This window comes from Rhodococcus sp. NJ-530 (genome assembly GCF_003860625.1).
Classification (GTDB): domain Bacteria; phylum Actinomycetota; class Actinomycetes; order Mycobacteriales; family Mycobacteriaceae; genus Rhodococcus_F; species Rhodococcus_F qingshengii.
Genome location: NZ_CP034152.1, coordinates 145,463 through 168,908, shown reverse-complemented (window position 1 = coordinate 168,908; position 23,446 = coordinate 145,463). Strand labels below are relative to the sequence as shown.

Genomic DNA, 23,446 nt, shown 5'->3' with positions numbered 1-23,446 from the left:
AGCGGGTGTCTCTGACCGATTCAACAGCTCTTCAAACAGGGCAGTACCGACAGATCGTATGACTCTTGTGACCTTTCCGCCCATCGAAACGCGCGGCTGATACCGAGTTGTGCTCTTCGGGTACGAAGCGAGGGGACTTTCAGCCTGCTTCTCGAATACTTGCTTCTCGAATACCGGGCGCAGTCCACGATCCCGACAGCACTGCAGCCTTCGGCCAGTACAGGCGCAGAAAGACGTTGAAGTCGCCGGACGGAGCCGGCAGCCAGTTCCGCTCCTTCTCACCACCAGGGGATTCGTGCTGAAGATAGATGTCGAGGGAACCGTCGTCGGCAAACACCAGATCGCTTCGATCGCCAATCGCGTATCGGTCGATCGGGTTGTCCACGAAGAACTGCCGCTCGTTCATCATCGTGAGCGACCAGAAGCCCTCGACCGGTGGCAGCTCGTCCTTCTCGAAGTGCAGGACGTACTTCTTCGCCCCGGTCAGCGGCTTCCCGTCGACGTCCGTCGTGGCATGCGGGTACACGGCATCAGCGTCGAGATTGGCCCCGAAACCGAGCCAGACGATCAGAGCCCGCTGAGCGTAATGGGTTCCGTAGTGTCCCAAGCCGCGGTGCATCGTCCAGCCGTTCTTCGGACTGCCCTCGGCCTCTTCGGCGATCTCGCTCAGCACGTCCATACCGGTTCGCGCAGCTCTATCGAGGGCATCACGTACCTCCTGCGGACGCGACCTCCAGGGCAAGGAGGAGCCGATTCCTATGTCGGACAGTTGTTTCATCATCTCGGTGTCCTCCGGACGCGGAGGATTGTCGTCGAGAAGTGCGTCGAGTCTGGTGAAGAATGCCTCGCCGTCCATGGCGGCCACCTGGTCCACCGGCGGCGTCCGCGTGTCGACGGCAGGGTTCACCGGCATTTCACCAGGCGTGTAGTCCTGCGGGTCACCCGTCCACTCCGACAGAGGAGTGAGTCGCGTCCGGTCCTGCAGGCTGTGCACTTCTGCCAGGTCTGTTCCCCCCGACGTCGCGTAGCGGGCGACTATCCAGTTCATCGCCGTCGGAGACCGCAGCAGCGTCAAACCCTTGGGCACGTTGCCTTTCCAATTCGGCCCGGCCACCAGGTACGGTCCCCCGGTCCGCCCGACTGTCCGAGATCCCGGAACCGTGAACACGTCGCTCCACGCGTCGAGGATGGGGACCAGCCAGTACCGCGTGCCGAAGTCCGGCAGTGAGAGCACCTGCGGTTCCGTCGAGACGTCCAGCCACCCCGACGAGTAGAGAGTGTCCGCGTTGGGTGAGACGACATCGGTGAAGGTCGCATCCGGCGTCGTACGCGCGTAGGCGAACTGGTTGAGCGGGGCTTTCATCGCCACCGGCGTAGGCACCGCCGTCATGACGTCCCGCGATACCGCAGCAATCAACAGGGGATATCCGAAGATCCACGCCTGCGTTGCCAGGTCTTCCAGCCGAGAACGGTTCTTCGACAGAGTCATGCCTGCGCATACCACCGCCCTCACCAGCGCAAACCTGGCTGGCACTCTCCCTCTCTTGTGTGCCAGTACCGAATGGGTGCATATTTCGATTACCCAACGAGGTGTGCCGGACCGACGCATGCGCGTCTGCCCGAGATTTGCCCCAGCACCGAGGGAGGAACAGAAATGAACAGAAACGAAGCAATAGGCATTTCTCCGTTCCAAGCCGCTGGGTCTTTGCAGGGGTTCGTCATTTCCGGTCGTTGGCCGGACACCACCCAGGAGTGGGCGCAGCTTCTCGCATTGGCTGTCCGCGTGGCCTCGATGCCAGGTTTGTTGCCGACCACGACGGTCTTCGGGGTCCGTGAAGACGTTCCCGAAGATCCGCAGCCGGGCACCGTCGGTCTGGTGGTTGCCGAAGGTCCGGTACTCGGCGATTTCGCCTTGACACCCGGCCGTTTCTCCGACCATCAGCCACCGGCGCTGATCATGCTGCACCCACCGTCGGAAACCACGCCCAGCCTGCCGGAATGCGAGGGCAGCGCGTCGGGGTGCGTACTGCTGCCAGGCCTTCCCTATCTGGGTTTGGAGCATCGTGCGGCGTGGGTCGAGGCTGAGCCGGACGGCACAGTCGTCTCCATGATCAGTCGTGTCGGCATCGATCCGATCAGCGATCCCGACACCGCTGTTTTGGCCATGCTCCTCGCCTCGTGACGGCCCCGGTAAGCGATAAGTTCGGACTCCCAAACTTGCTGTGCGCTTTGCCAATTCGTTTCAGGCGCGCTAACGTGGGCAGCAACGAAGGGGAGTAGCCCCCAATCGCCCGTGTCGACATACTGGTTCGACGCGCTCCGTCTGGTGCGGATCGCGAAGCACCCGGCCTGGCGAACCGAAGGTCCTGTGGCCTCGGTGGGCGAGACCTTCGGCCGGACAAGCGCACCCACTGCGCCTGCCCAGGCCGGAGGCTCGCATTTTTCCTCCGACCTACACCGACCGGAGGAGTAAATCTTGCTTGCCGCAATACTTTTGAGTTTCGGCGTCATTTTTGTCGCAGAACTCGGTGACAAGTCCCAACTGATGGCAATGACGTTTGCCTTGCGCTATCGCTGGTGGGTCGTCCTCGGCGGAATCACCGTCGCCACCACCCTTGTTCACCTCGTCTCGGTCGCCGTCGGCCACTACCTGGGCGTCGCCCTCCCCACCGCGGCGATTTCCATCGTCGGCGGTATCGCTTTCCTGATCTTCGGCCTCTGGACCTTGCGCGGTGACGATCTCACCGACGACGAGCAGAACAAGGCCGGTCGCGTCACGCGATCCGCCTTCATCGCCGTCGCCTCGGCCTTCTTCCTGGCAGAACTCGGCGACAAGACCATGCTCGCCACCATCACCCTTGCGACTGACAACGACTGGATCGGCGTCTGGATCGGGTCGACGGTAGGCATGGTGGCGGCCGACGCTCTCGCCATCATCGTCGGCTCGGTGCTGGGCAAGCACCTTCCGGACGGATTCATCAAGATCGGCGCCGCGGTGCTGTTCTTCGTCTTCGGTGTCTGGCTGCTGCTCGAGGGCATCTTCCCCGACTCGTCGGCCGGCATCATCGGCGGTGGCGTTGTCCTGGCAGTGTCCGTACTGGGTGCGCTGGCACGGATGATCTGGAAGCGCTCCCGTGCGACCGACTCCGATACACACCTCGTCGACGACAATCGGACGCCGATCGACTGACGCTCAACGAATAACGTCGCCGGCGCCCCAAATTGCGACCGGGACATGACCTTCCGCCACTCCGCTCGGTCCGAGTAGCTGCCCGAACCGCTTCATCGGGTACAGCGAGACACGTCGATCGAGGATCCGCACACTACCGATTCGGCGGAGTCGATCCTCGACGACAAGACTCTGCGCGAGGCTGCTCAGCCACACGCTGATCAACATGTTCGCTGTTCCGGTAGTCGCCACCAACAATCTGATCTCCGGCCAACTCGACACAAGATTGCCGAGTTCGTCGGTGGAACCGTCCACAGCGACATCGAAGATCACTTCGAACGGTGAACCGACAGCCTGTTGCGAGACATCGCAGCGGAAAATCAACTGTCGCGATGCAGTCAGCTGGGCCAAGCGCCGTCGAATCGCAGTCTCGTTCGTTCCACAAATCGCGGCGAGACGCGCATAGCTGGCACGTCCGTCACGGCCGAGCGCCTCCAACAGGGCACCGTCGGACTCGCGGAACTCTGTCGGATCTGCCGGCACCGCAGCGCCCTTTGTCGATGCCGTTGCCAGCTGAGCCCGACCCGCTTGCCCCAGAGCGCCCGGCTCCCAGCTGAACCCGTCCCGGTACACCTTCACCCCGACCCGGCTTCTGATCGACAGAATTCCAGGATCGGCGGCAAGGTGCTCACACACCAGGGCGTCCAGACTCTTGTGGTCGGCGGCCACGACTCCGACGAAATATTCGTACTCGCCTTCCGTCCTGGCCAACAGATAGGCACAGGAGAGTTGACGTAACAGCTCCCCCACGTCGGCAACGGAATCCTGTGTGGTCCTGATCAGGAGATAGCCGAATATGTGGGTTCGACCGATTGCGACCGCGTTGACCCACGAATGACCGTTCGAGACGAGGCGACGCCACCGGCGGGCGATCGTCGTCGAATCCATGTCGAGCACTGACGACAACTGCGTCCACGACGCGCGGGGGTTGAGCTGAAGTGCATTGATGATCTCCAGATCAGATTCCGCGATGACAAATGCGTCGGATTCCGGCTTCATCGGCCCAGTATTGCCGGATTACTGCATTCTGGTCGGTGATCCCTGCCTGTTTGCCAAAGATATGTGAATCACTTCACAGGTTCACCACTTGGAGGCCCAGTGCTTCGCTCCACCAAAGTCACGGTCGCGTTGCTGTTCGTCGCGTACGCGATCGACTACATAGATCGGCTGGCGATCAACCTCGCTCTCCCCTTGCTCGGTGAGGAGTTCGATCTCGACTACTCCCAGCGTGGATTGATCATCTCCACGTTCTTCATTGCATACACGCTGGCCCAACTGCCTGGTGGACTGCTCGCCGATCGATACGGCGCAGTCCGGATGGCTCTGATCGGGTTGGTGGCGTGGAGTGTCTTCACCGGCCTCACTGCCCTTGCCTGGTCGTTCGGGACGCTTCTGGTTGTTCGCTTTCTCTTCGGTCTCGCGCAGGGCGTGTTTCCGGCAGCTGCAGTAAAGCTCGTTGCCGAGCGGAGCATCCCGGAGCAACGTGCCACTGCCACAGGATGGATGAACAGTTCCAACGCCGTCGGTACGCTTCTTGCCATCGTTGTTGCGGCAGCACTTCTCCCGTTGATCGGCTGGCGTGGAATGTTTCTGGCCGTCGCGGCGCTCGGCGTACTCTCGCTCGTCAGCATCAAGTTGTGGCTCCCGCCGGCACTTCCGGCGGAGAACGACCACGGTCCGGATTCCTCCTGGGACAACATGCGCACCGTACTTCGCTCCCGCGCGATGTGGCTCTTCGCCTTGATGTTCTTCGGATACGACTTCGTGATCTGGGGGATGTCGTCGTGGGTTCCGTCGTACCTCCATGACGAACGTGGAATCGCCCTCTCGAGCGCAAGCCTCCTTCTGATTCCGGCTACCGTGGTGGCCGCCGTGACCACCGTCATCGGCGGGCGAATCTCCGATCGGCTGGCTGGCAACAGTCGTGTCGTCGTGGTGCCGTCCATGCTCGCGTGCATCGTGATGCTCGTTTCGATTCCTTTCGTCTCCAACACGGCCTTGTTCGTCGTTCTCGTCACCCTCGGATCTGCCGCTGCCTCTTTCGCTTTCATGCCGTGTTTTGCACTTCCGCTTCGTAGCCTGCCTTCGTCGGTGGTCGGAGCAGCCTCGTCGATGATCATTTTCGGCGGCATGGTCGCCGGAATAGTCGCGCCGTTGGTATTCGGATTCATCGTGGACCACCTCTCCTGGTCAGCGGCGTTCGTATCTCTCGCGCTCGGGCCTGTCGTGGCGATCGTCGCGGTCATGGCAGCACCACAAACCCGGGAAAAGATGCTGAACCTGGTGCAACTGAAAACCGCCAACTGAAAGAAGATCAACCATGAATCAACTGCTTTCGAATCTCGAGTTCGGAGACCCGTCGCGGTTGCGAACCGTCGAGCCGCACTGGTTCGAGCTCTACCGGGACCTACACGCACACCCCGAGTTGTCCGGCGACGAAACTCGCACCGCCGCAATTGTTGCCGAGGAACTTCGGCGAATCGGTGGCTGGGACGTCACGGTCGGGGTCGGCGGTACGGGTGTCGTCGGTGTTCTCGAAGGGAGCAGCGGTCCGGTGATCCTGCTACGCGCCGACATGGACGCGTTGCCGGTGGCAGAAGACACCGGGCTGTCCTACGCCTCCAGAACTGATGGAGTCATGCATGCGTGTGGCCACGATGTCCACGTAACCGCGCTACTTGCCACGTGCGCAGCACTTTCCGCGGATCCGACATCGATCACCGGGACTGTTGTCGCGGTCTTCCAGCCTGCTGAGGAGACCGGCTCCGGCGCTCGTGCGATGGTCGACGACGGAATCTTCGACCGCTTCCCACGACCGGACCTCTGCCTGGGACAGCACGTGGGCCCGACTCCTGCGGGGATGTTGGTCAGCAAACCCGACATCTTGATGGCAGCATCCGACACGATACGAGTGGTCTTTCACGGCCGTGGTGGACACGCGTCCTCACCGTACGCATGCATCGACCCTTTGTTGATGGCAGCGTCTTTCGCGCTGCGCATTCAAAGTCTGGTGGCTCATGAAGCGGCAACCCCGACAGCACCTGTGCTCACGGTGGGAGCCTTGCACGCCGGCACAGCTGCGAACATCATTGCCGACGACGCCGAACTGCTACTCAGCCTGCGAACTTTCAGTGCGTCGTCGCGAGATCACATGCTCGAATCGGTGGGCAGGATCGCTCGCGCAGAAGCTGACGGGGCAGGCGCCGCCGACGCGCCGGACGTTCATGCGTACAACGGCTTTCCGGCCACGGTCAACACTCCGGACGCCACGTCCACGGTGATGTCCGACCTGCGACAGGCCGGCTTGGGACTGCATACTCTGTCACAACCACTTTCGGGTAGCGAGGACTTCGGCATCTTCGGCACCGCCGCCCAATGCCCCTCCGTATTCTGGCATTTCGGCGGAACGGCACTTCACAGTTTCGACGGAACCGCCCTTGCCGCGCTCGCTGAGGGACGGATACCACCCGGCACGCCGTCGAATCATTCACCGCGCTTCGCCCCAGATCCCGCCGCGGCCCTACCCGAAGGTGTTACAGCCATGACCGCGGCCGCGCTGGGAGCCCTTGCGCGGAGCGCGTGATTCCCACACAGACTTACCCAGGGAGATAACGTCATGTCAGACGAACTGCACTACCTCAGCGCCACCGAAGCCATTGCTCACTTTCGCGCGCGGGAATTGTCTCCGGTCGAACTGCTACAGGCAATCATCGACCGAACTCAGAAGTTCGAACCTCACATCAATGCCTTCACCGAAGAGATGTTCGACGAGGCACTCACCGGCGCTCGGGAAGCGGAGAGCCGATATCTCGGCCACGGACCCGATCCGCGGCCGCTCGAGGGAATTCCGGTAGCTGCCAAGGAAAAACACGCTATTGCCGGAAAGTCTCTGACCGAAGGTTCGCTGGCGGGGCGCGGCAACATCGCCCGCGAGAACGCACCCGTGATCGACCGAGTTCTGGCAGCAGGCGGCCTGATTCACGCACGCACGACGACACCGGAATTCTGCGTCGCGGCGTTCACACACTCTCCTTTGTGGGGCGTGACCCGCAATCCCTGGAACCTCGATTACAGCCCCGGCGGTTCATCCGGAGGTGCGGGCGCCGCACTCGCCGCCGGAACTACCACTCTGGCAACAGCATCCGACATCGGCGGGTCGACACGAGGCCCGGCAGGCTTTACCGGCACCGTCGGCCTCAAGGCATCGTACGGGCGTATCGCCGGGGTCGCCCCGCTGTCCATGGATTCCTACCGTGGCGACGGTCCGATGGCCCGAACTGTTGACGACGCAATTCTCTTGGCCAACGTTCTGATCGGGCCGGACCCGCGTGACCATTCTTCCCTGAGGCCGGCGATCACACTGCCCCGCGATTACCCGTCGGTCGAGGGAATGCGAATTGCCCTGTGCCTGCGGCTCGGTGACTTCCCCATCGAGCCTGACATCGAGGCGAACACCCGTGCTCTCGCACAGTCGTTGGTCGATGCCGGCGCGATCGTCGAGGAGATCGAGTTGCCGTGGACTCGTGATTCGATGGCAGCAGCGGTGAAAGTCCATTTCGGAACGATCATGGGTGCATCCGTCGCGGAAGTTGCTCGCGTCCACGGTGATCTTCTTGCCGACTACACGCTCGACAACGTCGCGATCACGTCGAAGGGCGCTGCGGAAATGTCATTTCTGGACGGCCTTCGCAAGGAAACCCAAATGCAACGAGAGCTCGCCGAGGCGATGGCTCCCTTCGATGCGCTGATCTGCCCGACTTCGGGCACCATCGCCTTCCCGGCAGGCGAGTCTTTGCTCGACGGCCTCACTGTGGCGGGTCAGCACGTGAATACCACCGCCGAAGCACTTCTCACATTGCCGTTCAACGTCGCCAATCGGTGCCCCGTATTGGCGGTGCCGAGTGGACACGCACACAACGGCGTTCCCACGGGCGTCCAGATCGTCGGCCATACGTACGACGAACCGACCGTGTTCCGGATCGGCAAAGCACTGGAGAAGATCCTCCCGTGGGCATACACCGACCAGCATCAACCGAAGCTGAATGTGGTGGCGCCGGCTTCCTCGTGATCGCTGAGGAGATCAGAGCTTGGCCCTGATCTCCTCAGCGATCGGCTGGAACTGCTCGAGGAATGTCAGGGCCCAACCGAAGGACGCGACGCCCTCGTAGTCGAACGAGTACACCTGATCATTCTTGACGGCGCGCAGACGCTGGAAGATGGTGTCGTTCGCCAACTTCTCGTTGATGGGGCCCTTGCCACTGTTGGTGATGATGACGTCGGCCTCGTCGAGTAGCTCCAACTGCTCCTTCGGGAACCACTCGTTGCTGCCGGCGGGAATTGCGAGCGAACGGTCGTTGAACTGGAACCCGGCCTCGCTGATGACCGTCGTCTGATACTTGGTCGGCGAGTACAGCGAGAAACCACTCTCATCGAAGTACGTGGTGTAGACGACCTTCACCTTGCTCAGCACATCAGCGTTGTCGCTGCGGAACTTGGCGATCCGCGCCTCGTACCGATCTGCCAACTCTTGAACCTTCGCGCTCTGGTTCAGCGCGTCCGCGACTCCGAAGGCGCGCTCCTTCCATGCGTACTGCCCGTCCTCGGCAAAAACCGCGGTCGGTGCGATCGACCGGATCTGCTCGTAAAGATCCGGGTTGTTCTCCGACAGCAGGTTGGTCATCACGATCAGGTCGGGAGACAAAGCCGCTATCGCCTCGGCGTTGGGCTCGTACCAGCGTCCCACCTTCGGGAGAGACCGCAGAGCGGACGCATAGGGTTCCGGGACGCCGTCGGCGTTCTCGTAGTCGACCGGCAATCCGACCGGTGTGAACCCGGCGTCGAACATCGCGGGGCCCGTGTAGTAATCGGCGCTGACCACCCGTTGCGGGTTGGTGGGCACTTCCACCTGCCCCAGAGCCGTGTTGATGGTGCGCATCGAACCCTCGGCCGATTCACCGGAGCTGGTTCCGCAGGCCGTGAGCAATCCGATCCCCGCCAAGGCACCGGCTCCGAGGAAACCGCGTCGGGTAAGTGCTGCGGTGATGCGAGCGAATTCGGCATCGGTGTCAGCGCTGGGCAATAGAAGTGATGTCATGAAAGTGCCTCCAAAGCGCCGGTTTCGAGTTCGTTGAGCCAATTGATTGCAGTGCCGTAGTCGGTGACCTGAGTGCTGATTCCGAATACCCGGCCCGAAGCTGCTGCCGGAATGCGGCTCCACAGCGGGCTGGCGAAGACGGATTTCATTCCTGCAGAATCAGTTCCGTTCGGCTGCTTCGGGTAGATGACGACGGTGACGTCCCGCAGCATTTCGAGTTGTTCGAGCGGGAAGGCTTCGAAGCCGGTGGCTGGGCGCAGGTCCGGGATGAATTCGCCGCGGGTCACGTTCAGGTCGGCGAGCATCGCGCCGGTCACTCCGGTTGGATACAAGATGGAGAAGTGCCCTTCCGAACCACCGATAGCAACCTGGGCCCACCGATTCTCGCCAAGCTGCGCGGCGTATTCGGTGCGGATTCGCTCTTGCATCGCCTGATACTTCTCGCGATTCGACGTCAATGCCGAACCCTTGTTGACCGCGTCTGCGACACCCTCGGCGACAGCGCGCCAATCCGATCGGTTCGTGCCCGAATACACCGCTGTCGGAGCAATTTTCGAGAGCTCGCGGAACATGTCCTCGTCGATCTCGTACGCATCGCCGACGATGAGATCAGGCGCGGCAGCCACGACGGCTTCGCGGTTGACCTCGAGGAAAACCCCCACCGTGGACAAGCCGTCGATGAACTTCTGCTGTGTCGGGGTGAACTGGTCGATGTACGCGCTGTAGTCGAGCGTCGCGACGGGTCGGGCGCCGACGGCTTGCAACTGCCACGGGGTGTTGTATGAGACGGCGACGATGCGCTGCGGATCGACGGGAACATCCACGGATCCGTAGTGCGTCTGCACAGTACGAGTTGCGCCGTCCGCACCGTCCCCGCCCTCCCCACTACTGCATCCGACGAGAGCAAGTGTGGACAGCGCGGCGGCACTTCCGCCGAGAAAGCCGCGTCGAGTCAGGGCAGCGGTGATGCGAGCGAACTCTGCATCGGTATCTGGAGTCGGTAACAGGAGCGATGTCATGGGTTTCCTGACGGTTATCCGAATTAGGGCTACCTAAAATTACTCTCACCTGCGCCGTTACGGTGAAGCCTCTTGGCCAAGACATATCTCTTTCGCGCCAAGCCTCCAATCGTTGAACTGGTATTACCACTTGACCTCTTACCGAGAAGCGGGTTACGGTCGGTACATGTTTCAACCCGTTGCACGTACCTCGGCCTCCGGCGCAGTCTTCGACCAGATTTCGGTGAAAGTGCTGGCCGGAGAGCTGGCTGCGGGTGAGGCACTACCCAGCGAGCGCAAGCTCGCCGAGGCATTCGGCGTCTCGCGGCCCGCAGTCCGCGAGGCAATTCAGAAGCTCGCCCAGGCCGGACTCGTCGAGGTCCGCCAGGGCGAGTCCACGTCGGTGCGCGATTTTCGACGCCAGGCCGGACCCGAACTTCTCCCCCAGCTGCTGGTGCGCGACGGCGTCCCCGACCTGAGCGTGGTGCGCAGCGTCCTGGAAACTCGCGAGTTGATGGGACCGCAGATCGCTGTGCTGGCCGCCCGTCGCATCTCCGCGGAATCCGCCCGAGAACTCGACACGGCCGTTGATCAACTAGGCGCCACCGAAGATCCAGTGGAGTTGCAAGACCGCGCTCTGGCGTTCTGGGACGTCGTCGTCGACAGCGCAGATTCCATTGCCTTCCGTTTGATCTTCAACAGCCTTCGGGCTGCATACGAGCCGGCTATGACTGCACTTGCATCCGTCATGGTCGCCGAAGTCGGCCAGACCGACCTGTATCGAAAACTGGCCTCCGCCATCACTTCACACGACGAGCCAACTGCCGAGGCGTCAGCCGCACAGCTCCTTCACACCGGCACGACGGCAATCGGCAACGCTCTCACCTTCCTGGAAGGACTGAAACCATGAGCAAGCCTCTTACTCTCGCCGATGCGGCACGGACGTTCCGCAAGTCACCGACGCCGTGGATGATCGGCACCATGCTGCTGGCCGCCGCGGCGGCGCGCATCGCAGTGGGCAACTGGCAGATCACCGACGCCCTCGTTCCGCTCGTGATGCTTGCCGCATTCCCCTTCGTGGAGTGGATCATTCACGTCTTCGTTCTTCATTGGAAGCCACGAACCATTGCCGGCGTCACACTCGATTCACGGCTGGCGCGCAGCCATCGGGAACACCACTTTGCGCCGCGAACCGTCTCACTCATCTTCATCCCGTGGCAGACGCTCCTGATCGTGATTCCCGTTCTGACAGCCGTCGCCCTCCTGGCATTTCCCCGCGTCGAACTCGGTCTGACGTTCCTGACCTGCATTTCCGTGCTCGGCCTCGGTTACGAGTGGACACATTTCCTCATCCACAGTGACTACAAGCCGAAAACTGCTCTCTACCGGTCAGTTTGGCGCAACCACCGCAACCACCACTTCAAGAACGAGCACTACTGGTTCACCGTCACCACCGCGGGAACTGCCGATCGAGTACTGGGCACGTACCCCGATCCCAAATCCGTCGAGACCTCCCCGACAGCCAAGAACCTGCACGGCGCAGCGTCCAAGCTGTGAAGGAAGACCGATTCCTGGCCCCCAGCTGGCAATGAACTTGAACTTGCCTGTGTATCAGCAATTTTCGTTGAAACTCGTCAGAACCGTGCTTAGTGTCGATGGAGTCAGAAGTTCGAAAAACGCTGTAACCGAAGGACACAACACATGTTCAACGATGTATTCAACAACGTCATCCACCCGATGGTCACGAACTTCCAGCAGTTGGGCCCCCAGCAGTTCATTCCGCAGCAGTTCATCCCACAGGGAGTGTTCCAGCAGGCGCCGCAGGCAGCAGAGCAGGCAGTGACGATCTTCAGTAGCTGATACCGCAATCCACAGATAGCGCCACTCAGGGGTCGTCCGTCCAATATGCTGGACGGACGACCTGAGTGCCTCCGCCTGACAAGGATCCCCATGACCGCGAACACCCCCATCCACGCTTTCACCGACGACGCCCTGGGCGACCTCGACGCCACCGGCGTCGCCGCCCGGATCGAATCAGGCGAGGTGACCGCACGGGAAGTCATGGAGGCATCAATCGCCCGCGCCGAGGCAGTGCAGGGGCAATTGAACGGTCTGGCCTGCACTGATTTCGATCGTGCCCTCGCCAGGAGCAACCGGCCCGCCAAGGGCGTCTTTGCCGGTGTCCCCACCGCGATCAAGGACAACACCGACAGCGCCGGCCTTCCCACCCAGCAGGGCAGTACCGCCTTCACCGCGATCCCCGCCAAAACCGACAGCGATTTCGCGAAGCAGTTCCTCTCCACCGGGGCCATTTCGATCGGCAAGACCCGACTGCCCGAGTTCGGATTCAGTGCGTCCACCGAATACATGACGGAAGAACCCGTGCACAACCCGTGGAATCCGGCGTACTCGTCGGGCGCTTCCTCGGGAGGCGCAGCCGCGCTTGTTGCTGCCGGCGTACTCCCGATCGCGCACGCCAACGACGGCGGTGGATCGATTCGCATTCCCGCCGCTGCCTGCGGACTCGTCGGACTCAAACCCACTCGCGGACGCACCATCGCCGATCCGGCCGACAAGTCGATGCCGATCCGGTTGATCGCCCAGGGCGCCGTTACTCGCACTGTTCGCGACACTGCACGATGGATGTCTGCGGCTGAGAACTACTACCGCAATCCGCGACTCGCACCGGTTCGCTTGATCGAAGGACCCAGCTCAACCCGCCTGCGCGTCGGCGTGATCGCCGATTCCGTCACCGTCACCAAGACGGACGACGAGACGCGCAAGTCCGTCGAAGCTACGGCCGAACTCCTTGCAAGCCTTGGCCATCATGTCGAGGACGCGGCACTGCCCGTCGGCCCCGAATTCATCGACGACTTCAGCATTTACTGGGGCTTTCTGTCGTTTGCCATCTCCACCGGTGGCAAACAAATGCTCGGACCCGACTTCGACAAGTCCGGCACCGACAATCTCACCAAGGGCCTCTACACGCTGTACCGGAAGAACCTGGTGAAGACGCCGCGCGTGCTCTATCGTCTGCGACGGCTCCAGCAGCAATACAGCGCCATGTTCTTGAAGTACGACGTCGTGCTCTCGCCGGCCCTGGGGCACACCACCCCCGAGCTGGGATACCTCTCTCCCGCTCAGCCTTTCGAGGAGCTTTTCGACAAGTTGATCGCGTACACGTCGTTCACACCGCTCAACAACATTTCCGGTGGTCCCGCGATTTCGCTACCGATGCATCAGACCAGCAACGGTTTGCCGTTGGCTTCGCATTTCTCCGCCGATCTCGGCGACGAGCGCACACTCCTCGAATTGGCCTTCGAACTGGAAGAGGCTCAGCCCTGGAGAAGAATCCAGGACTGAGCCCCACCCGATAAATACCCTCAGTCTCGCGGTAATCCGAGCATGCGCTCACCGATCACGTTGAGCTGCACCTCGGTTGTGCCACCGTAGATGGTGGTGGCACGACCCGAAATGAGTTGCTCCATCGCCTTGTCGCTTGGCTGACCTGGGATGCTGACCGCTCCGGCAGCACCCAGTTCGGCGACGACGAACTCGGCGATCGACTGGCTGATCTTCATCGCCAACAGCTTGCCGACGCTCGACGTCGTACTCACGTCGATTCCCGAAAGTTGCTTGAGCACAACGCGGGAACCGATGAGATCGATCGCCTGACTCTCCGCAACCAGCTCGCCGACACAGTAGCGTCCGATCGGGCTCAGGTCTGCCGACTTCGCGAACTTCAGCAGATCGGAGTCCGAGGCGTACGCCTCCATCTTCTGGCTGAGCGCGACGCGCTCGCCGGCCAGCGTCGTCCGGGCGACGTTCCACCCGTCGTTGACCTCACCGACCACGTTCTCGTCGGGGATGAACACGTCGTCGAGGAACACCTCGTTGAACAACGCCGAGCCCGTCATCTCACGCAGCGGGCGGACGGTGATGCCCGGTGTCGACATATCGAGCACGAAGTAGGTGATGCCCTGATGCTTCGGCTTGGTGGCGTCCGTGCGGGCGATCAGCATTGCCCAGTCGGAGAACTGCGCAACCGTGGTCCAGATCTTCTGACCGGTGATCTTCCAACCGCCGTCGACCTTTTCGGCCTTCGTGGACAATGACGCAAGGTCGGAACCAGCACCGGGCTCGCTGAAGAGCTGGCACCACACCAGCTCACCCTGCAGGGTAGGCACGGCCAGCTCTTGCTTCTGCTTGTCCGAACCATGTGCCACGACGGCCTGCACTGCCCACGTTCCCATCAGAAGCTGCGGCATCGAGATACCGGCAGCCTTGATTTCCTGGGAGATGACGATCTGCTCGAGCGGAGCGGCGCCGCGCCCGTACGGCTTCGGCAGGTGAGGCTGAACCCAGCCGCCGTCGCCGAGCGCGATCAGCTGGTCGTCCTCGTCGAGCTCGACCAACTTGGCAAGCTCGGCCGCGATGCCGCCGCGGATCTCCTCTGCCTCCGGCGGCAGTTCGAGAACCGAAGCCCGGCTGACACCGTCAAGTGCTTGCTGCGCAACATGATTGGCTCGATCCTCGCGGGTGCCGAGAATGCCGCGGATCGAGAGCGCGCGGCGGTAGTACAGGTGTGCGTCGTGCTCCCACGTGAATCCGATTCCGCCGTGAACCTGCACGCAGTCCTGCGCTACCTGCACTGCGGCGTCCGGCACGATGACTGCTGCGATGTCGGCGGCAAAATCTGCCGTGTCGTCGCCCTTGTCCAATGCACTTGCCGCATCCCACACAACGGCGCGTGCCTGCTCGAGCGCAATGCCCATCTGCGCGCACTTGTGCTTGACGCCCTGGAACTGACCGATGGGTCGCCCGAACTGCACGCGCGTCTTGGCATACTCCGATGCAGTGGAGACGCACCAGGACATGACACCGACGTCTTCGGCACCGAGAACGACTGCGGCAATGGACCGTACCCGCGCCTCGGTGAGACCGTCGAGTATCCGTTCGGCGCTGATCTGAGCATTGTCAGCTTCGATCCGCGCACTACCGCGCAGCACGTCGATGCTGTCCTGAACGGTGATCGCGACTGCGCTGCTCTCGAGCACCGCGTAGCGAACGCCCTCGGGCAACTGGATCGGAACCAGCAGTACGTCGGCGTGCTCACCACCGAGCACACCGTCGAGTGCGCCCGTGATCTTGTACCCACCGTCCGACGACTCGGCCGCCAACGGTGCACCCAAGGCGACTGCTGCCGTACGACTTCCGTCGATCAGACCGGGCAGGAACTCGGGTCCCGCCTTGGAATCGGCGGCGCCGAGAACGGCGCTTGCCAATACCGTCGGAACGAACGGGCCGGGAGAGACTGTGCGGCCCAATGCTTCCAGTGCCACCGCCAAGGTCAGCAGGCCGGCGCCGTGGCCACCCTGCTCTTCCGGAACCGCGAGCCCGAGAAGGTCCTGCCCGACGAGCGCCGTCCAGAACTGGGGGAACTTGTCCTCGGTCCGCGACTCCACGGCCGCGCGCACCTGCTCGGTGGTGATGGTGCGCTCGGCGAAGGAGCGCACCGAATCTGCAAGCGCGGTGTGCTCCTCACTCAGCCCGAGACCGAGTTCGTATGCGTTGCGTGCCATGCGCTTACAGTCGTTCTGCGAGGTCAGCGGTGGTCCAGGGACCCTCGCTCTCGATGGTGTTCACACCGTGCCAGCCGGCGAGTTCCGTGATGGCCCCACCCTGAACGGCATACACCTTGCCGGTGAGCTTGCAGTCCGCCGCCGCGAGATAAGCCACGAGCGGCGAGATGTTTGACGGCGCAAACGCATCGAACTCACCCTCGGGGACCTCGGCCGCGAAGAGCGCACCCATACCGGGTGTCGCCAGCGTCAGTCGAGTACGCGCGATCGGCGCAATTGCGTTGACGCGCACGCCGTATCGATCGAGCTCGTCAGCGGCCACCAAAGTCAGAGCTGCGATGCCCGCCTTGGCGGCACCGTAGTTGCCCTGGCCCGCATTGGGCATGAAGGTACCCGAAGCCGAAGCAGTGTTGATGACCGAAGCGTTGACGGTCTCGCCTGCCTTGCTCTGGTCCTTCCAGTATGCGGCAGCGTGGTGCAGTGTCGCGGCATGCCCTTTGAGGTGCACGGCAATGACTGCGTCCCACTGGCTCTCGTCCATACCCGCGATGAAGGCGTCACGAAGAATGCCGGCGTTGTTGACCAGGACGTCGAGTCGGCCGAACTCACTGACGGCCTGCTTGACGAGGCCCTCGGCACCGTCCCAGGTGGCGATGTTGTCGGTGTTGGCAACGGCCTTGCCGCCTGCGGCAACGATCTCGTCGACTACCTGCTGCGCGGGGCCGGCATCTGCACCGGAACCGTCGTTTGCGCCGCCGAGGTCGTTGACCACGACGCTCGCACCCTCACGAGCGAAGAGCAGCGCATGCTCACGGCCGATGCCGCGTCCTGCTCCGGTGATGATCGCTACGCGACCGTCGAGACTTCCCATCAGTTCAGATTCCCATCAGTTCAGTTGTCGGACATGAAGACTCATTTGTCGGCGATGACCGCGAGGCCGTCCTTGATGACCAGGTCACCGACCGCGCTGGTTTCGTACGAGTACGACGTGGCTCCGTCTGCCGAACCCGACTTGTAGAACACCGTCTCGATGCCCTGGGTCGGGAGCACAGGCTTCGCGAATCGCACTGCGAGACGGCGCAACCGCTCGGTCTCGCCGCCTGCCAGTTCGGTCAGGGCTCCCCACGACGTGAACGCCATCGTGCACAGTCCGTGGTTGATGATTCCGGGGAGCCCGGACATCCGAGCGATCTCCTCGTCAAGGTGGATCGGCATCGGATCGCCGGAAGCCGGTGAGTACCGGAACGTCTGGTCCTCGTCGATGTGCTGATTCACCACCGCTGCGGGACTACCAGCGCGAAGAGCGTCGTCGAATCGGTGTTCGGGAGCCTTCTCGCCCAGTCCGGGGCCCGCGTCGACCTTGCGGAAGAACGCTGTCATCCATTGCTCGTTGACCAATTCACCCTTGTCGGTTTTGGTTTCGACGTAGATGACGACGGTGGACCCGTTGTCCCGGCCCTCGAATCCGATGGGCTTGGCGCGAGCGACCAGATGGTCGCCAGGGTAGATCGGACGGTGGAACAGGAAGTCCTGCTCACCGTGAACGAGCTTCATCAGCAGTTCGACCGGCGCCACCGACAGCGCAGCGGGTGCCATCGACATGAAGACGGGTACCACCGCGAAGACCGGCGGAGCGATCTCGCCTTTCAGGTGTCGCTCGATGGGGTCGTTTGTGGCAGCGGCATATTCGGCGATGCGCTCGGCTGTCACCTCGAAGTGCTCCGGATCGGTCCATACGTCCAGCCCGGACGTATCGAATTCGACCGCGTTGGTCTTCGGTGTCGTCATCGAGCCGTTACCCGACCAGCTCGGCGAACTTGGCCAGCGAGGCCTCGAGATCAGCCTTGGCGTTCTTGGCAACTGCCTTGCCGATCGGCCCGACGATCATGGTGCCCTTGAAGCTGGCGTCGACGGTTGCCTTCGAACCCGCACCGTCGGCCTCGACCGAGAGGATGAATTCGACGGTGACGCCGGCCATTCCGGTACCGGCAATCTTGACCATCTTCGGAACCTCGACCTCTTCGACGGTCCACTCGATCTTGTTGGCCATACCCATCACGGAGACGACCTCGGTGAACTTGGCGCCCAACGCGACCTCGGTGGGGAGTTCACTCTTCCAGCCCTGGTGAATGGTGAGCCACTCTTCCCAGCGAGACAGATCGGAGAGCGCATCCCAGGTCTTCTCGGGGGATGCGGGCAGTACGGCGGAGACGGAAACGGAAGCCATGATGAAACTCCTAGTGGGTAGCTGGCGGGTTGAGGGTGTGATTCAGCGTGCGTAGGGCTTGTATGCGGTCACGACAACTGCACCGCCGAGTCCGATGTTGTGCTGGAGGGCGACCTTCGCGCCGTCGACCTGACGCTTGTCCGCGGTTCCGCGGAGCTGCCAGGTGAGTTCGGCGCACTGCGCGAGGCCTGTTGCTCCGAGGGGGTGGCCCTTCGAGATAAGGCCGCCGGACGGGTTGACCACCCAGCGTCCGCCGTAGGTGGTGTCGTCGGCGTCGACGAGCTTGCCGCCGTCACCTTCGGCGCACAGTCCGAGCGCCTCGTAGGTCAGCAACTCGTTGGTGGAGAAGCAGTCGTGGAGTTCGATGACGTCGACGTCGTCGGCGGTGATCCCGGCCTGGGCGTATACCTTCTCGGCGGCCTTGCGGGTCATGTCTGCGCCGACGAGGCTGATGGCGCTCTTGTCCTCGAAAGTGCTGTTCATGTCGGTGACCATGGCCTGCCCGACGATCTCGATCGCCTGAGCAGCGAGCCCGTGCTTTTCGACGAATGCTTCGCTGGCGATGATCGCCGCGCCGGATCCGTCCGAGGTGGGCGAGCACTGGAGCTTGGTGAGCGGCCCGTGAATCTGGCGCGCTTCGAGGATCTGCTCGAGGGTGTACTCGTCCTGGAACTGGGCGTACGGGTTATTCAGCGAGTGCTTGTGGTTCTTGACGGCGATCTTCGCGAACTGCTCGGCAGTGGTTCCGAAGCGTTCCATGTGCTCGACGCCCGCGGCGCCGAACATGTACGGAGCGGGCGGCATCGCGAACTCCTGCAGCTCGGCGAGAGCGAGGAGGTGCCGCATGAGGGGCTGTTCTCGGTCGTCGTAGGTGGATCCGAGGGACCCGGACTGCATCTTCTCGAAGCCCAGCGCGAGTGCGCAGTCGGCCTGACCACTCTTGACCGCCTGCGTGGCGAGGTAGAGCGCGGTCGATCCCGTCGAACAGTTGTTGTTGACGTTGACGATGGGGATACCCGTCAGACCGAGCTCGTAGACAGCGCGCTGACCTGCGGTGGACTCGCCGTAGACGTAGCCGACGTATGCCTGCTCGACCTCGGTGTAGTCGATACCCGCGTCTTCGAGCGCCTTGGTACCCGACTCGCGTGCCATGTCGGGGTAGTCCCACTCGCGGGCTCCCGGCTTCTCGAACTTCGTCATGCCGACGCCGACGACAAAAACCCTGTTACTCATTGCCACTCCTGAAGAGAACGGTATCTGTGTGTGACACGCTGTCCCACCAAAGTATGTGAGACATCTTGTCCAGTCAATGGCGGGGTGAGTATCGTTCGATTTATGACAAAAACAGCCGAGTCGGCGCAGCCCGACGGGCGCAGCACTCGCTGGAACGATCACAAGGAGCAGCGCAAAGCGCGGATCCTCGACGCAGCACTCGATGCAGTCAACGAAGGTGGCGCCGACGTCGGCGTCCAGCAGATCGCCGAGCGCGCCGACGTCCCCCGTTCCGTTGTCTACCGGATCTTCAAGGATCGAGCCGACCTCGACGAGCAGCTGCGAGTCCGCATCCTCGAGATGATGATGACCGACCTGACCCCCACCCTCACGCCACAAGGCACCGTCGGCGAGGCCATCTCACGGGCCGTCGAGACCTACCTCCAGTGGATTGTGAAATATCCACGACTGCACCACTTTTTAGGCAAGGGCTCGCCGAGTACGCGGGCCACCGGTTCGAAAGTGGTGACCGGAACCAAGACGGCAATCGCCGTCCAATTGGGAAATTTGTTGGGCACGATCCTCACCAGCCGTGGCAAACCGTCGAAGATGGCTGAGCCCTTGGCTTTCGGCGTCATCGGATTGGTCGACGTCAGCGTCAACCGTTGGCTCAGCCAGCCGGGTTCCGATGTGACCAGCGCAGAATTGGCCGAGTTCCTCGAACGCTCCATCTGGCAGGTTCTCGACGGCAACCTCCGGAGCATCGGCGTCGACATAACGCTGTCGACGCCGATCGCCGACCTGTGACAGTCACCGAACTACCCTGGACACTCGGCGGACGTGGACTTCAACTGGTCCAGGTTCCATCACTCGCCCTCCACGCACTTGGTGAAGACAACGCCACTCTTGCAATGGAACTCGCACCCGACCTCCTGACCCCGTATCTCCTCGGCGAAGAATGCCAGGGCTTGTGGCGCTACCGTAGCAAGCAGATAGCAGAGAATCCCCTCGACAGCTCGTGGATCACCCGCATCGCAGTCGATGCCCGCACCTCGACGCCGGTGGGGTTGGCCGGATTCCACGGTCGCCCCGATGCGCGCGGGATGGTGGAGGTCGGATATCGCATCGACCCGGCGTTCCGGCGCCAGGGCTACGCTCGGGCCGCCCTCGAGATACTTCTCGACGTCGCAAGTCGCGAATCCGAAGTACACACCGTTCGAGCGACCATCAGTCCGGACAACATCGCATCACGAAATCTGATCAGCCAGTACCGTTTCAACGAAGTCGGTGAGCAGTGGGACGAAGAAGACGGTCTGGAAACCATCTTCGAAGTCAGTGCCTCTCCGGAACCGTGACCGCCGTCAACCCGCTGGTTTTATCGGTCCAGTGAATGGCACGGTCCTCCAGCATCACCGGCGTCCACAACCTGTATGTCTTCACCTGATGGTGATGACGACACAGGCATTGGAGGTTGCTCGCAATGGTCCACCCACCACGTCTCGGATCGGAAGGATCGAACTCGGTGATGTGGTCGAGTTGGCACCTGTTCGCGGGCACCGAACAACCAGGGAACCGGCAGTGACCGTCGACGGCCCGCACCAATGCGGCCAGAGCCGCTCCCGGAGCATAGGTCAGCGCGCCGGGAGGCGGATCGGGTTGGGTGCCATGCCCATCCGATCTTCGAACGATGTCCGGGGATCGCGCGACCAACCGTTGCATTGCCCGAATCCGATCCCCGCAGCCGTTCGGTTCGCGACTTGGGCGATCACGTCGGGTGACAAGCGGCAGGACAGTCGGAGCATGCTGCCGACGCGGTCGGTTCCCCGCGGCCTGGGCGCGGAAATCGACGAACAAGGCCTGCCAGGTGGAATCAGCGGCGAGCTCGCGAGCAAAATCAGGATCGATCGGCCCGTATCCGTCGATGCTCGCGGGATCTGACGTCAATCCGAGGAGCGTCGCCAGATCACACACGATGTGCAACAACGGCTTCCGACGTGAGGGCGCAGTCGATCGAGCTGCTGTGAATGCTGCCTCGCACGTTTCGCTGCCACACTGGCACGTCAGCCCCTGTTCGCCGTGCAGCAGAGCGACCAGTGCGTCGGCCCTACGGGTCGAGACATTTCGTGGATCGTGGTTGCAGACGCTTCCGGCGGCCTCGTTGATCAGGCCAAGCGCTTCGACGGCCTCGGTCGCGCTGAGTGTTGCCTGCAACTGGGCGAGTCCGTGACGGTCTGCTCGCGTGCGAACATCGCGGTGTTCCAGCATCTTCCGGCGACGTTCGGCGGCAGCATCCGGATCGTAGGCAAAGAGCTGGCGCTCGATGTCGCGCTCCAGTTGCCCGGGCGGAAGATGGTGCGCCGAGGCAAGTACCCGGCGCTCGAGTGCTGCGATCGCCTCGGGGTCGGCCCCGGTGAGTCCGTCGACAATCTTGCGCACACGCGCATAGTCCAGCTCGCCGGCAGCGAAGGCGGCCTTGGTGAGCGGAAGGAACTCCCGTAGGGCATCACCGATCTCGATGTGGACTTCGGCAGTACGACGCGAGCACGTGAGCATGACCGCGATCTCGTTGCATGCGATCCGCCACGCCTTGTCGACATCACCGGACACGTCGAGTTCGGCGTTGAATCTCGACTCCGACAACATGGATGCACCGAGCACCTTTTGCGCGGCTAGCATGTTCTCGCTCTGCGCCGTCGCAAAGAGCATGTCCGGCAACACGAGTGGGTCGACGACAGGACGGCCGTCATCGACGACTGCCCCCACACCGCCCGTCGATCCGTTATCGAACATACATTCGATAATAGACCCACCCACCGACAAGAAAGCTAGAGTGCCGGTTTGTATCCCTTACCCTGCATCCACGCCAGCACGTCCAACACCCTGATGACCGGAACGGATTCGTCGAGACCTGCTCGTGCACGTAGATCGAGGAGTCGACTCTGCAACTCGTCTTCCCGCATGGCTACGCGAACGGGTTCCAGGTGGGCCGACTTCGTTCCCAACTCCCGCCCGATGACGTCGTCGTAGATCGGGAAGAGTCGCGGACGCTTGCGCGCGATCAGTTTGGACGCCATGGTTCGCCCGACGCCGTGAATCTCTCGAAGCGCCGTCTCCAACCGCCACACCGGGAATTCCGGAGTGAAGGGATCGGCTTCGTTCGACAGATCGCGATCCGGGCCCACGTCCGCCAGGAGTCGGTTCAGTTCGGCATTGTTCTCCCCGAGCAGGAAGAAGGCTCCTTGCGCCGGAACCTGAACCGACAGAAGCGTCACCGCAACAAGATCTTCCGCGGTGAAGATGTTCGCATCACGATCGCGATTGCCACTGGGATCCCAGGAATCCCACAACGCACCGGTTCGGAGATAACCGGTCTTTCGGAGCGGCCTCGTGAAATATTCCTGCAGCACGTCGACCGCGCCGTCATCGTCCCCGTCTCGCAGCACACGCGGGAGTCGGATGGGCAACTGATCAAGCATGGTCGAGCGACCTTTCCAGTACATATTTGGCGAACCCGGCGTTGTGATACTGCCGAAATGGGCCCTTGCCCTTGGCAACAAGATGCTCCGCGAGCGGACGAACCGTCGTCATGTCGACGGGCAGTTGAGCAAACTGTTCCAACGCATCCGAGTCCTCGAGACTGCAGTCGATCACGGTCCCGTCGCCGTCGGCGGACGCCAACTCGGTGCGTCTGATGGCGACCAGATCGTGCTTGGCGTCGAGTTCTTCGATGCTGCATCCGGTTCGCGATTCCAGTGCCGAACTGGATACGTACACGGACATGACGTGCTCGATCGCCTTACCGCCGACCAGATGGCACTCGACGCTCAGAATCTCCATCGGACCGATATTGAGCGTGAACAAGCGATGGCGCTCCGCCGATCGGTTGGTCGACGGCAGGCAACTGATCGTCCACTGTTCGATCTCGACGGCGGCCGGAGCGTCGAACGCGTAGGAGAGAACCTCGGCAATCAGTTCGGCAAGATCTTCGAAGAGAGGGTCGCGCTGCAACCGCTCGAAATTCTCGACAGAAGCGGCGGGACGCACAGGCGCCTTGCTCACGCAGGTCCCCTCTCGTCCGGTGCTTTGCTCTCAGACCTCGCGTCC

At 62.3% G+C, this 23,446-nt stretch carries 23 protein-coding genes; 11 read left to right on the top strand and 12 right to left on the bottom strand.

Annotated features, from left to right (window positions below; all coding sequences use genetic code 11):
* Positions 1–139: 139 nt before the first annotated feature.
* Positions 140–1,489: a DUF1254 domain-containing protein gene (locus EHW12_RS00760; RefSeq protein ID WP_054831751.1), complete on the bottom strand. Its 1,350-nt coding sequence runs from the start codon at positions 1,487–1,489 to the stop codon at positions 140–142.
* Between the two features lie 165 nt (positions 1,490–1,654).
* On the opposite strand from EHW12_RS00760, the gene EHW12_RS00755 reads away from it, so the two are divergent.
* The gene (locus tag EHW12_RS00755) at positions 1,655–2,182 is read left to right on the top strand and encodes a hypothetical protein (RefSeq protein WP_003944138.1); all 528 of its coding nucleotides are present in this window, start codon (positions 1,655–1,657) and stop codon (positions 2,180–2,182) included.
* A 294-nt stretch (positions 2,183–2,476) separates the two neighbouring features.
* A complete protein-coding gene (locus EHW12_RS00750; protein WP_019746358.1) occupies positions 2,477–3,190 on the top strand; it encodes a TMEM165/GDT1 family protein in 714 nt (237 codons plus the stop codon).
* 3 nt (positions 3,191–3,193) lie between these two features.
* Here EHW12_RS00750 and EHW12_RS00745 read toward each other — a convergent pair whose 3' ends face one another.
* Positions 3,194–4,228, bottom strand: a complete 1,035-nt coding sequence (locus tag EHW12_RS00745) for an Lrp/AsnC family transcriptional regulator (RefSeq protein ID WP_083057979.1) — start codon at positions 4,226–4,228, stop codon at positions 3,194–3,196.
* Positions 4,229–4,327: 99 nt separating this feature from the next.
* Between EHW12_RS00745 and EHW12_RS00740 the strand changes: the two genes are divergently transcribed.
* From EHW12_RS00740 to EHW12_RS00730, 3 genes are read left to right on the top strand one after another with little or no spacing between them, the layout of a single operon-like run.
* Positions 4,328–5,536: an MFS transporter gene (locus EHW12_RS00740; RefSeq protein ID WP_030535848.1), complete on the top strand. Its 1,209-nt coding sequence runs from the start codon at positions 4,328–4,330 to the stop codon at positions 5,534–5,536.
* A 13-nt stretch (positions 5,537–5,549) separates the two neighbouring features.
* A complete protein-coding gene (locus tag EHW12_RS00735) occupies positions 5,550–6,812 on the top strand; it encodes an amidohydrolase (RefSeq protein ID WP_065456359.1) in 1,263 nt (420 codons plus the stop codon).
* Positions 6,813–6,845: 33 nt separating this feature from the next.
* Complete coding sequence (locus EHW12_RS00730) at positions 6,846–8,297, top strand: amidase (RefSeq protein WP_065456360.1); 1,452 nt, start codon at positions 6,846–6,848, stop codon at positions 8,295–8,297.
* Between the two features lie 12 nt (positions 8,298–8,309).
* Here the strand turns inward: EHW12_RS00730 and EHW12_RS00725 are convergent, their stop codons facing one another.
* Both EHW12_RS00725 and EHW12_RS00720 read right to left on the bottom strand, forming a co-directional pair.
* Positions 8,310–9,323 (bottom strand): ABC transporter substrate-binding protein, encoded by a 1,014-nt coding sequence (locus EHW12_RS00725; protein ID WP_007735974.1) that lies wholly within the window; start codon positions 9,321–9,323, stop codon positions 8,310–8,312.
* Complete coding sequence (locus EHW12_RS00720; protein WP_125050172.1) at positions 9,320–10,342, bottom strand: ABC transporter substrate-binding protein; 1,023 nt, start codon at positions 10,340–10,342, stop codon at positions 9,320–9,322. The genes EHW12_RS00725 and EHW12_RS00720 overlap by 4 nt, the downstream gene beginning before the upstream one ends.
* Before the next feature lie 166 nt (positions 10,343–10,508).
* Here EHW12_RS00720 and EHW12_RS00715 point away from each other — a divergent pair, with 166 nt between their 5' ends.
* The 4 genes from EHW12_RS00715 to EHW12_RS00705 all read left to right on the top strand — a co-directional run bounded on the left by EHW12_RS00715 (position 10,509) and on the right by EHW12_RS00705 (position 13,684).
* On the top strand, positions 10,509–11,231 hold the full coding sequence (locus EHW12_RS00715) for a GntR family transcriptional regulator (protein WP_125050171.1): 723 nt from the start codon (positions 10,509–10,511) through the stop codon (positions 11,229–11,231).
* Positions 11,228–11,878, top strand: coding sequence for a sterol desaturase family protein (locus EHW12_RS00710; protein WP_020968076.1), 651 nt, complete (start codon positions 11,228–11,230; stop codon positions 11,876–11,878). The genes EHW12_RS00715 and EHW12_RS00710 overlap by 4 nt, the downstream gene beginning before the upstream one ends.
* 144 nt (positions 11,879–12,022) lie before the next feature.
* A complete protein-coding gene (locus tag EHW12_RS34500) occupies positions 12,023–12,181 on the top strand; it encodes a hypothetical protein (protein WP_164490543.1) in 159 nt (52 codons plus the stop codon).
* A gap of 90 nt (positions 12,182–12,271) precedes the next feature.
* Complete coding sequence (locus EHW12_RS00705; protein ID WP_065351757.1) at positions 12,272–13,684, top strand: amidase; 1,413 nt, start codon at positions 12,272–12,274, stop codon at positions 13,682–13,684.
* Between the two features lie 20 nt (positions 13,685–13,704).
* On the opposite strand, the gene EHW12_RS00700 is transcribed toward EHW12_RS00705, so the two are convergent.
* The 5 genes from EHW12_RS00700 to EHW12_RS00680 are packed head-to-tail and all read right to left on the bottom strand — an operon-like array spanning position 13,705 to position 19,363.
* On the bottom strand, positions 13,705–15,903 hold the full coding sequence (locus EHW12_RS00700) for an acyl-CoA dehydrogenase (RefSeq protein WP_125050170.1): 2,199 nt from the start codon (positions 15,901–15,903) through the stop codon (positions 13,705–13,707).
* A 4-nt stretch (positions 15,904–15,907) separates the two neighbouring features.
* The gene (locus EHW12_RS00695; protein WP_007735961.1) at positions 15,908–16,774 is read right to left on the bottom strand and encodes an SDR family oxidoreductase; all 867 of its coding nucleotides are present in this window, start codon (positions 16,772–16,774) and stop codon (positions 15,908–15,910) included.
* A gap of 41 nt (positions 16,775–16,815) precedes the next feature.
* A complete protein-coding gene (locus tag EHW12_RS00690; protein ID WP_125050169.1) occupies positions 16,816–17,691 on the bottom strand; it encodes a MaoC/PaaZ C-terminal domain-containing protein in 876 nt (291 codons plus the stop codon).
* A gap of 7 nt (positions 17,692–17,698) precedes the next feature.
* The gene (locus EHW12_RS00685; protein ID WP_030535858.1) at positions 17,699–18,130 is read right to left on the bottom strand and encodes an SRPBCC family protein; all 432 of its coding nucleotides are present in this window, start codon (positions 18,128–18,130) and stop codon (positions 17,699–17,701) included.
* A 42-nt stretch (positions 18,131–18,172) separates the two neighbouring features.
* Positions 18,173–19,363, bottom strand: a complete 1,191-nt coding sequence (locus EHW12_RS00680) for a lipid-transfer protein (protein ID WP_007735955.1) — start codon at positions 19,361–19,363, stop codon at positions 18,173–18,175.
* A 102-nt stretch (positions 19,364–19,465) separates the two neighbouring features.
* Between EHW12_RS00680 and EHW12_RS00675 the strand changes: the two genes are divergently transcribed.
* Both EHW12_RS00675 and EHW12_RS00670 read left to right on the top strand, forming a co-directional pair.
* Complete coding sequence (locus EHW12_RS00675; RefSeq protein WP_007735953.1) at positions 19,466–20,149, top strand: TetR/AcrR family transcriptional regulator; 684 nt, start codon at positions 19,466–19,468, stop codon at positions 20,147–20,149.
* Positions 20,146–20,697, top strand: coding sequence for a GNAT family N-acetyltransferase (locus tag EHW12_RS00670; protein WP_125050168.1), 552 nt, complete (start codon positions 20,146–20,148; stop codon positions 20,695–20,697). Before EHW12_RS00675 ends, EHW12_RS00670 begins: the two co-directional genes overlap by 4 nt.
* On the opposite strand, the gene EHW12_RS00665 is transcribed toward EHW12_RS00670, so the two are convergent.
* Genes EHW12_RS00665 through EHW12_RS00655 form a run of 3 tightly spaced genes read right to left on the bottom strand, consistent with a single transcriptional unit; the run spans position 20,675 to position 23,401 of the window.
* Complete coding sequence (locus EHW12_RS00665; protein WP_125050167.1) at positions 20,675–22,132, bottom strand: HNH endonuclease signature motif containing protein; 1,458 nt, start codon at positions 22,130–22,132, stop codon at positions 20,675–20,677. The two genes, EHW12_RS00670 and EHW12_RS00665, sit on opposite strands and share 23 nt — an antisense overlap.
* Positions 22,133–22,167: 35 nt before the next feature.
* Positions 22,168–22,818: a DUF6308 family protein gene (locus EHW12_RS00660; RefSeq protein ID WP_125050166.1), complete on the bottom strand. Its 651-nt coding sequence runs from the start codon at positions 22,816–22,818 to the stop codon at positions 22,168–22,170.
* Positions 22,811–23,401: a hypothetical protein gene (locus EHW12_RS00655; protein WP_050655957.1), complete on the bottom strand. Its 591-nt coding sequence runs from the start codon at positions 23,399–23,401 to the stop codon at positions 22,811–22,813. Before EHW12_RS00655 ends, EHW12_RS00660 begins: the two co-directional genes overlap by 8 nt.
* Positions 23,402–23,446: the final 45 nt, after the last annotated feature.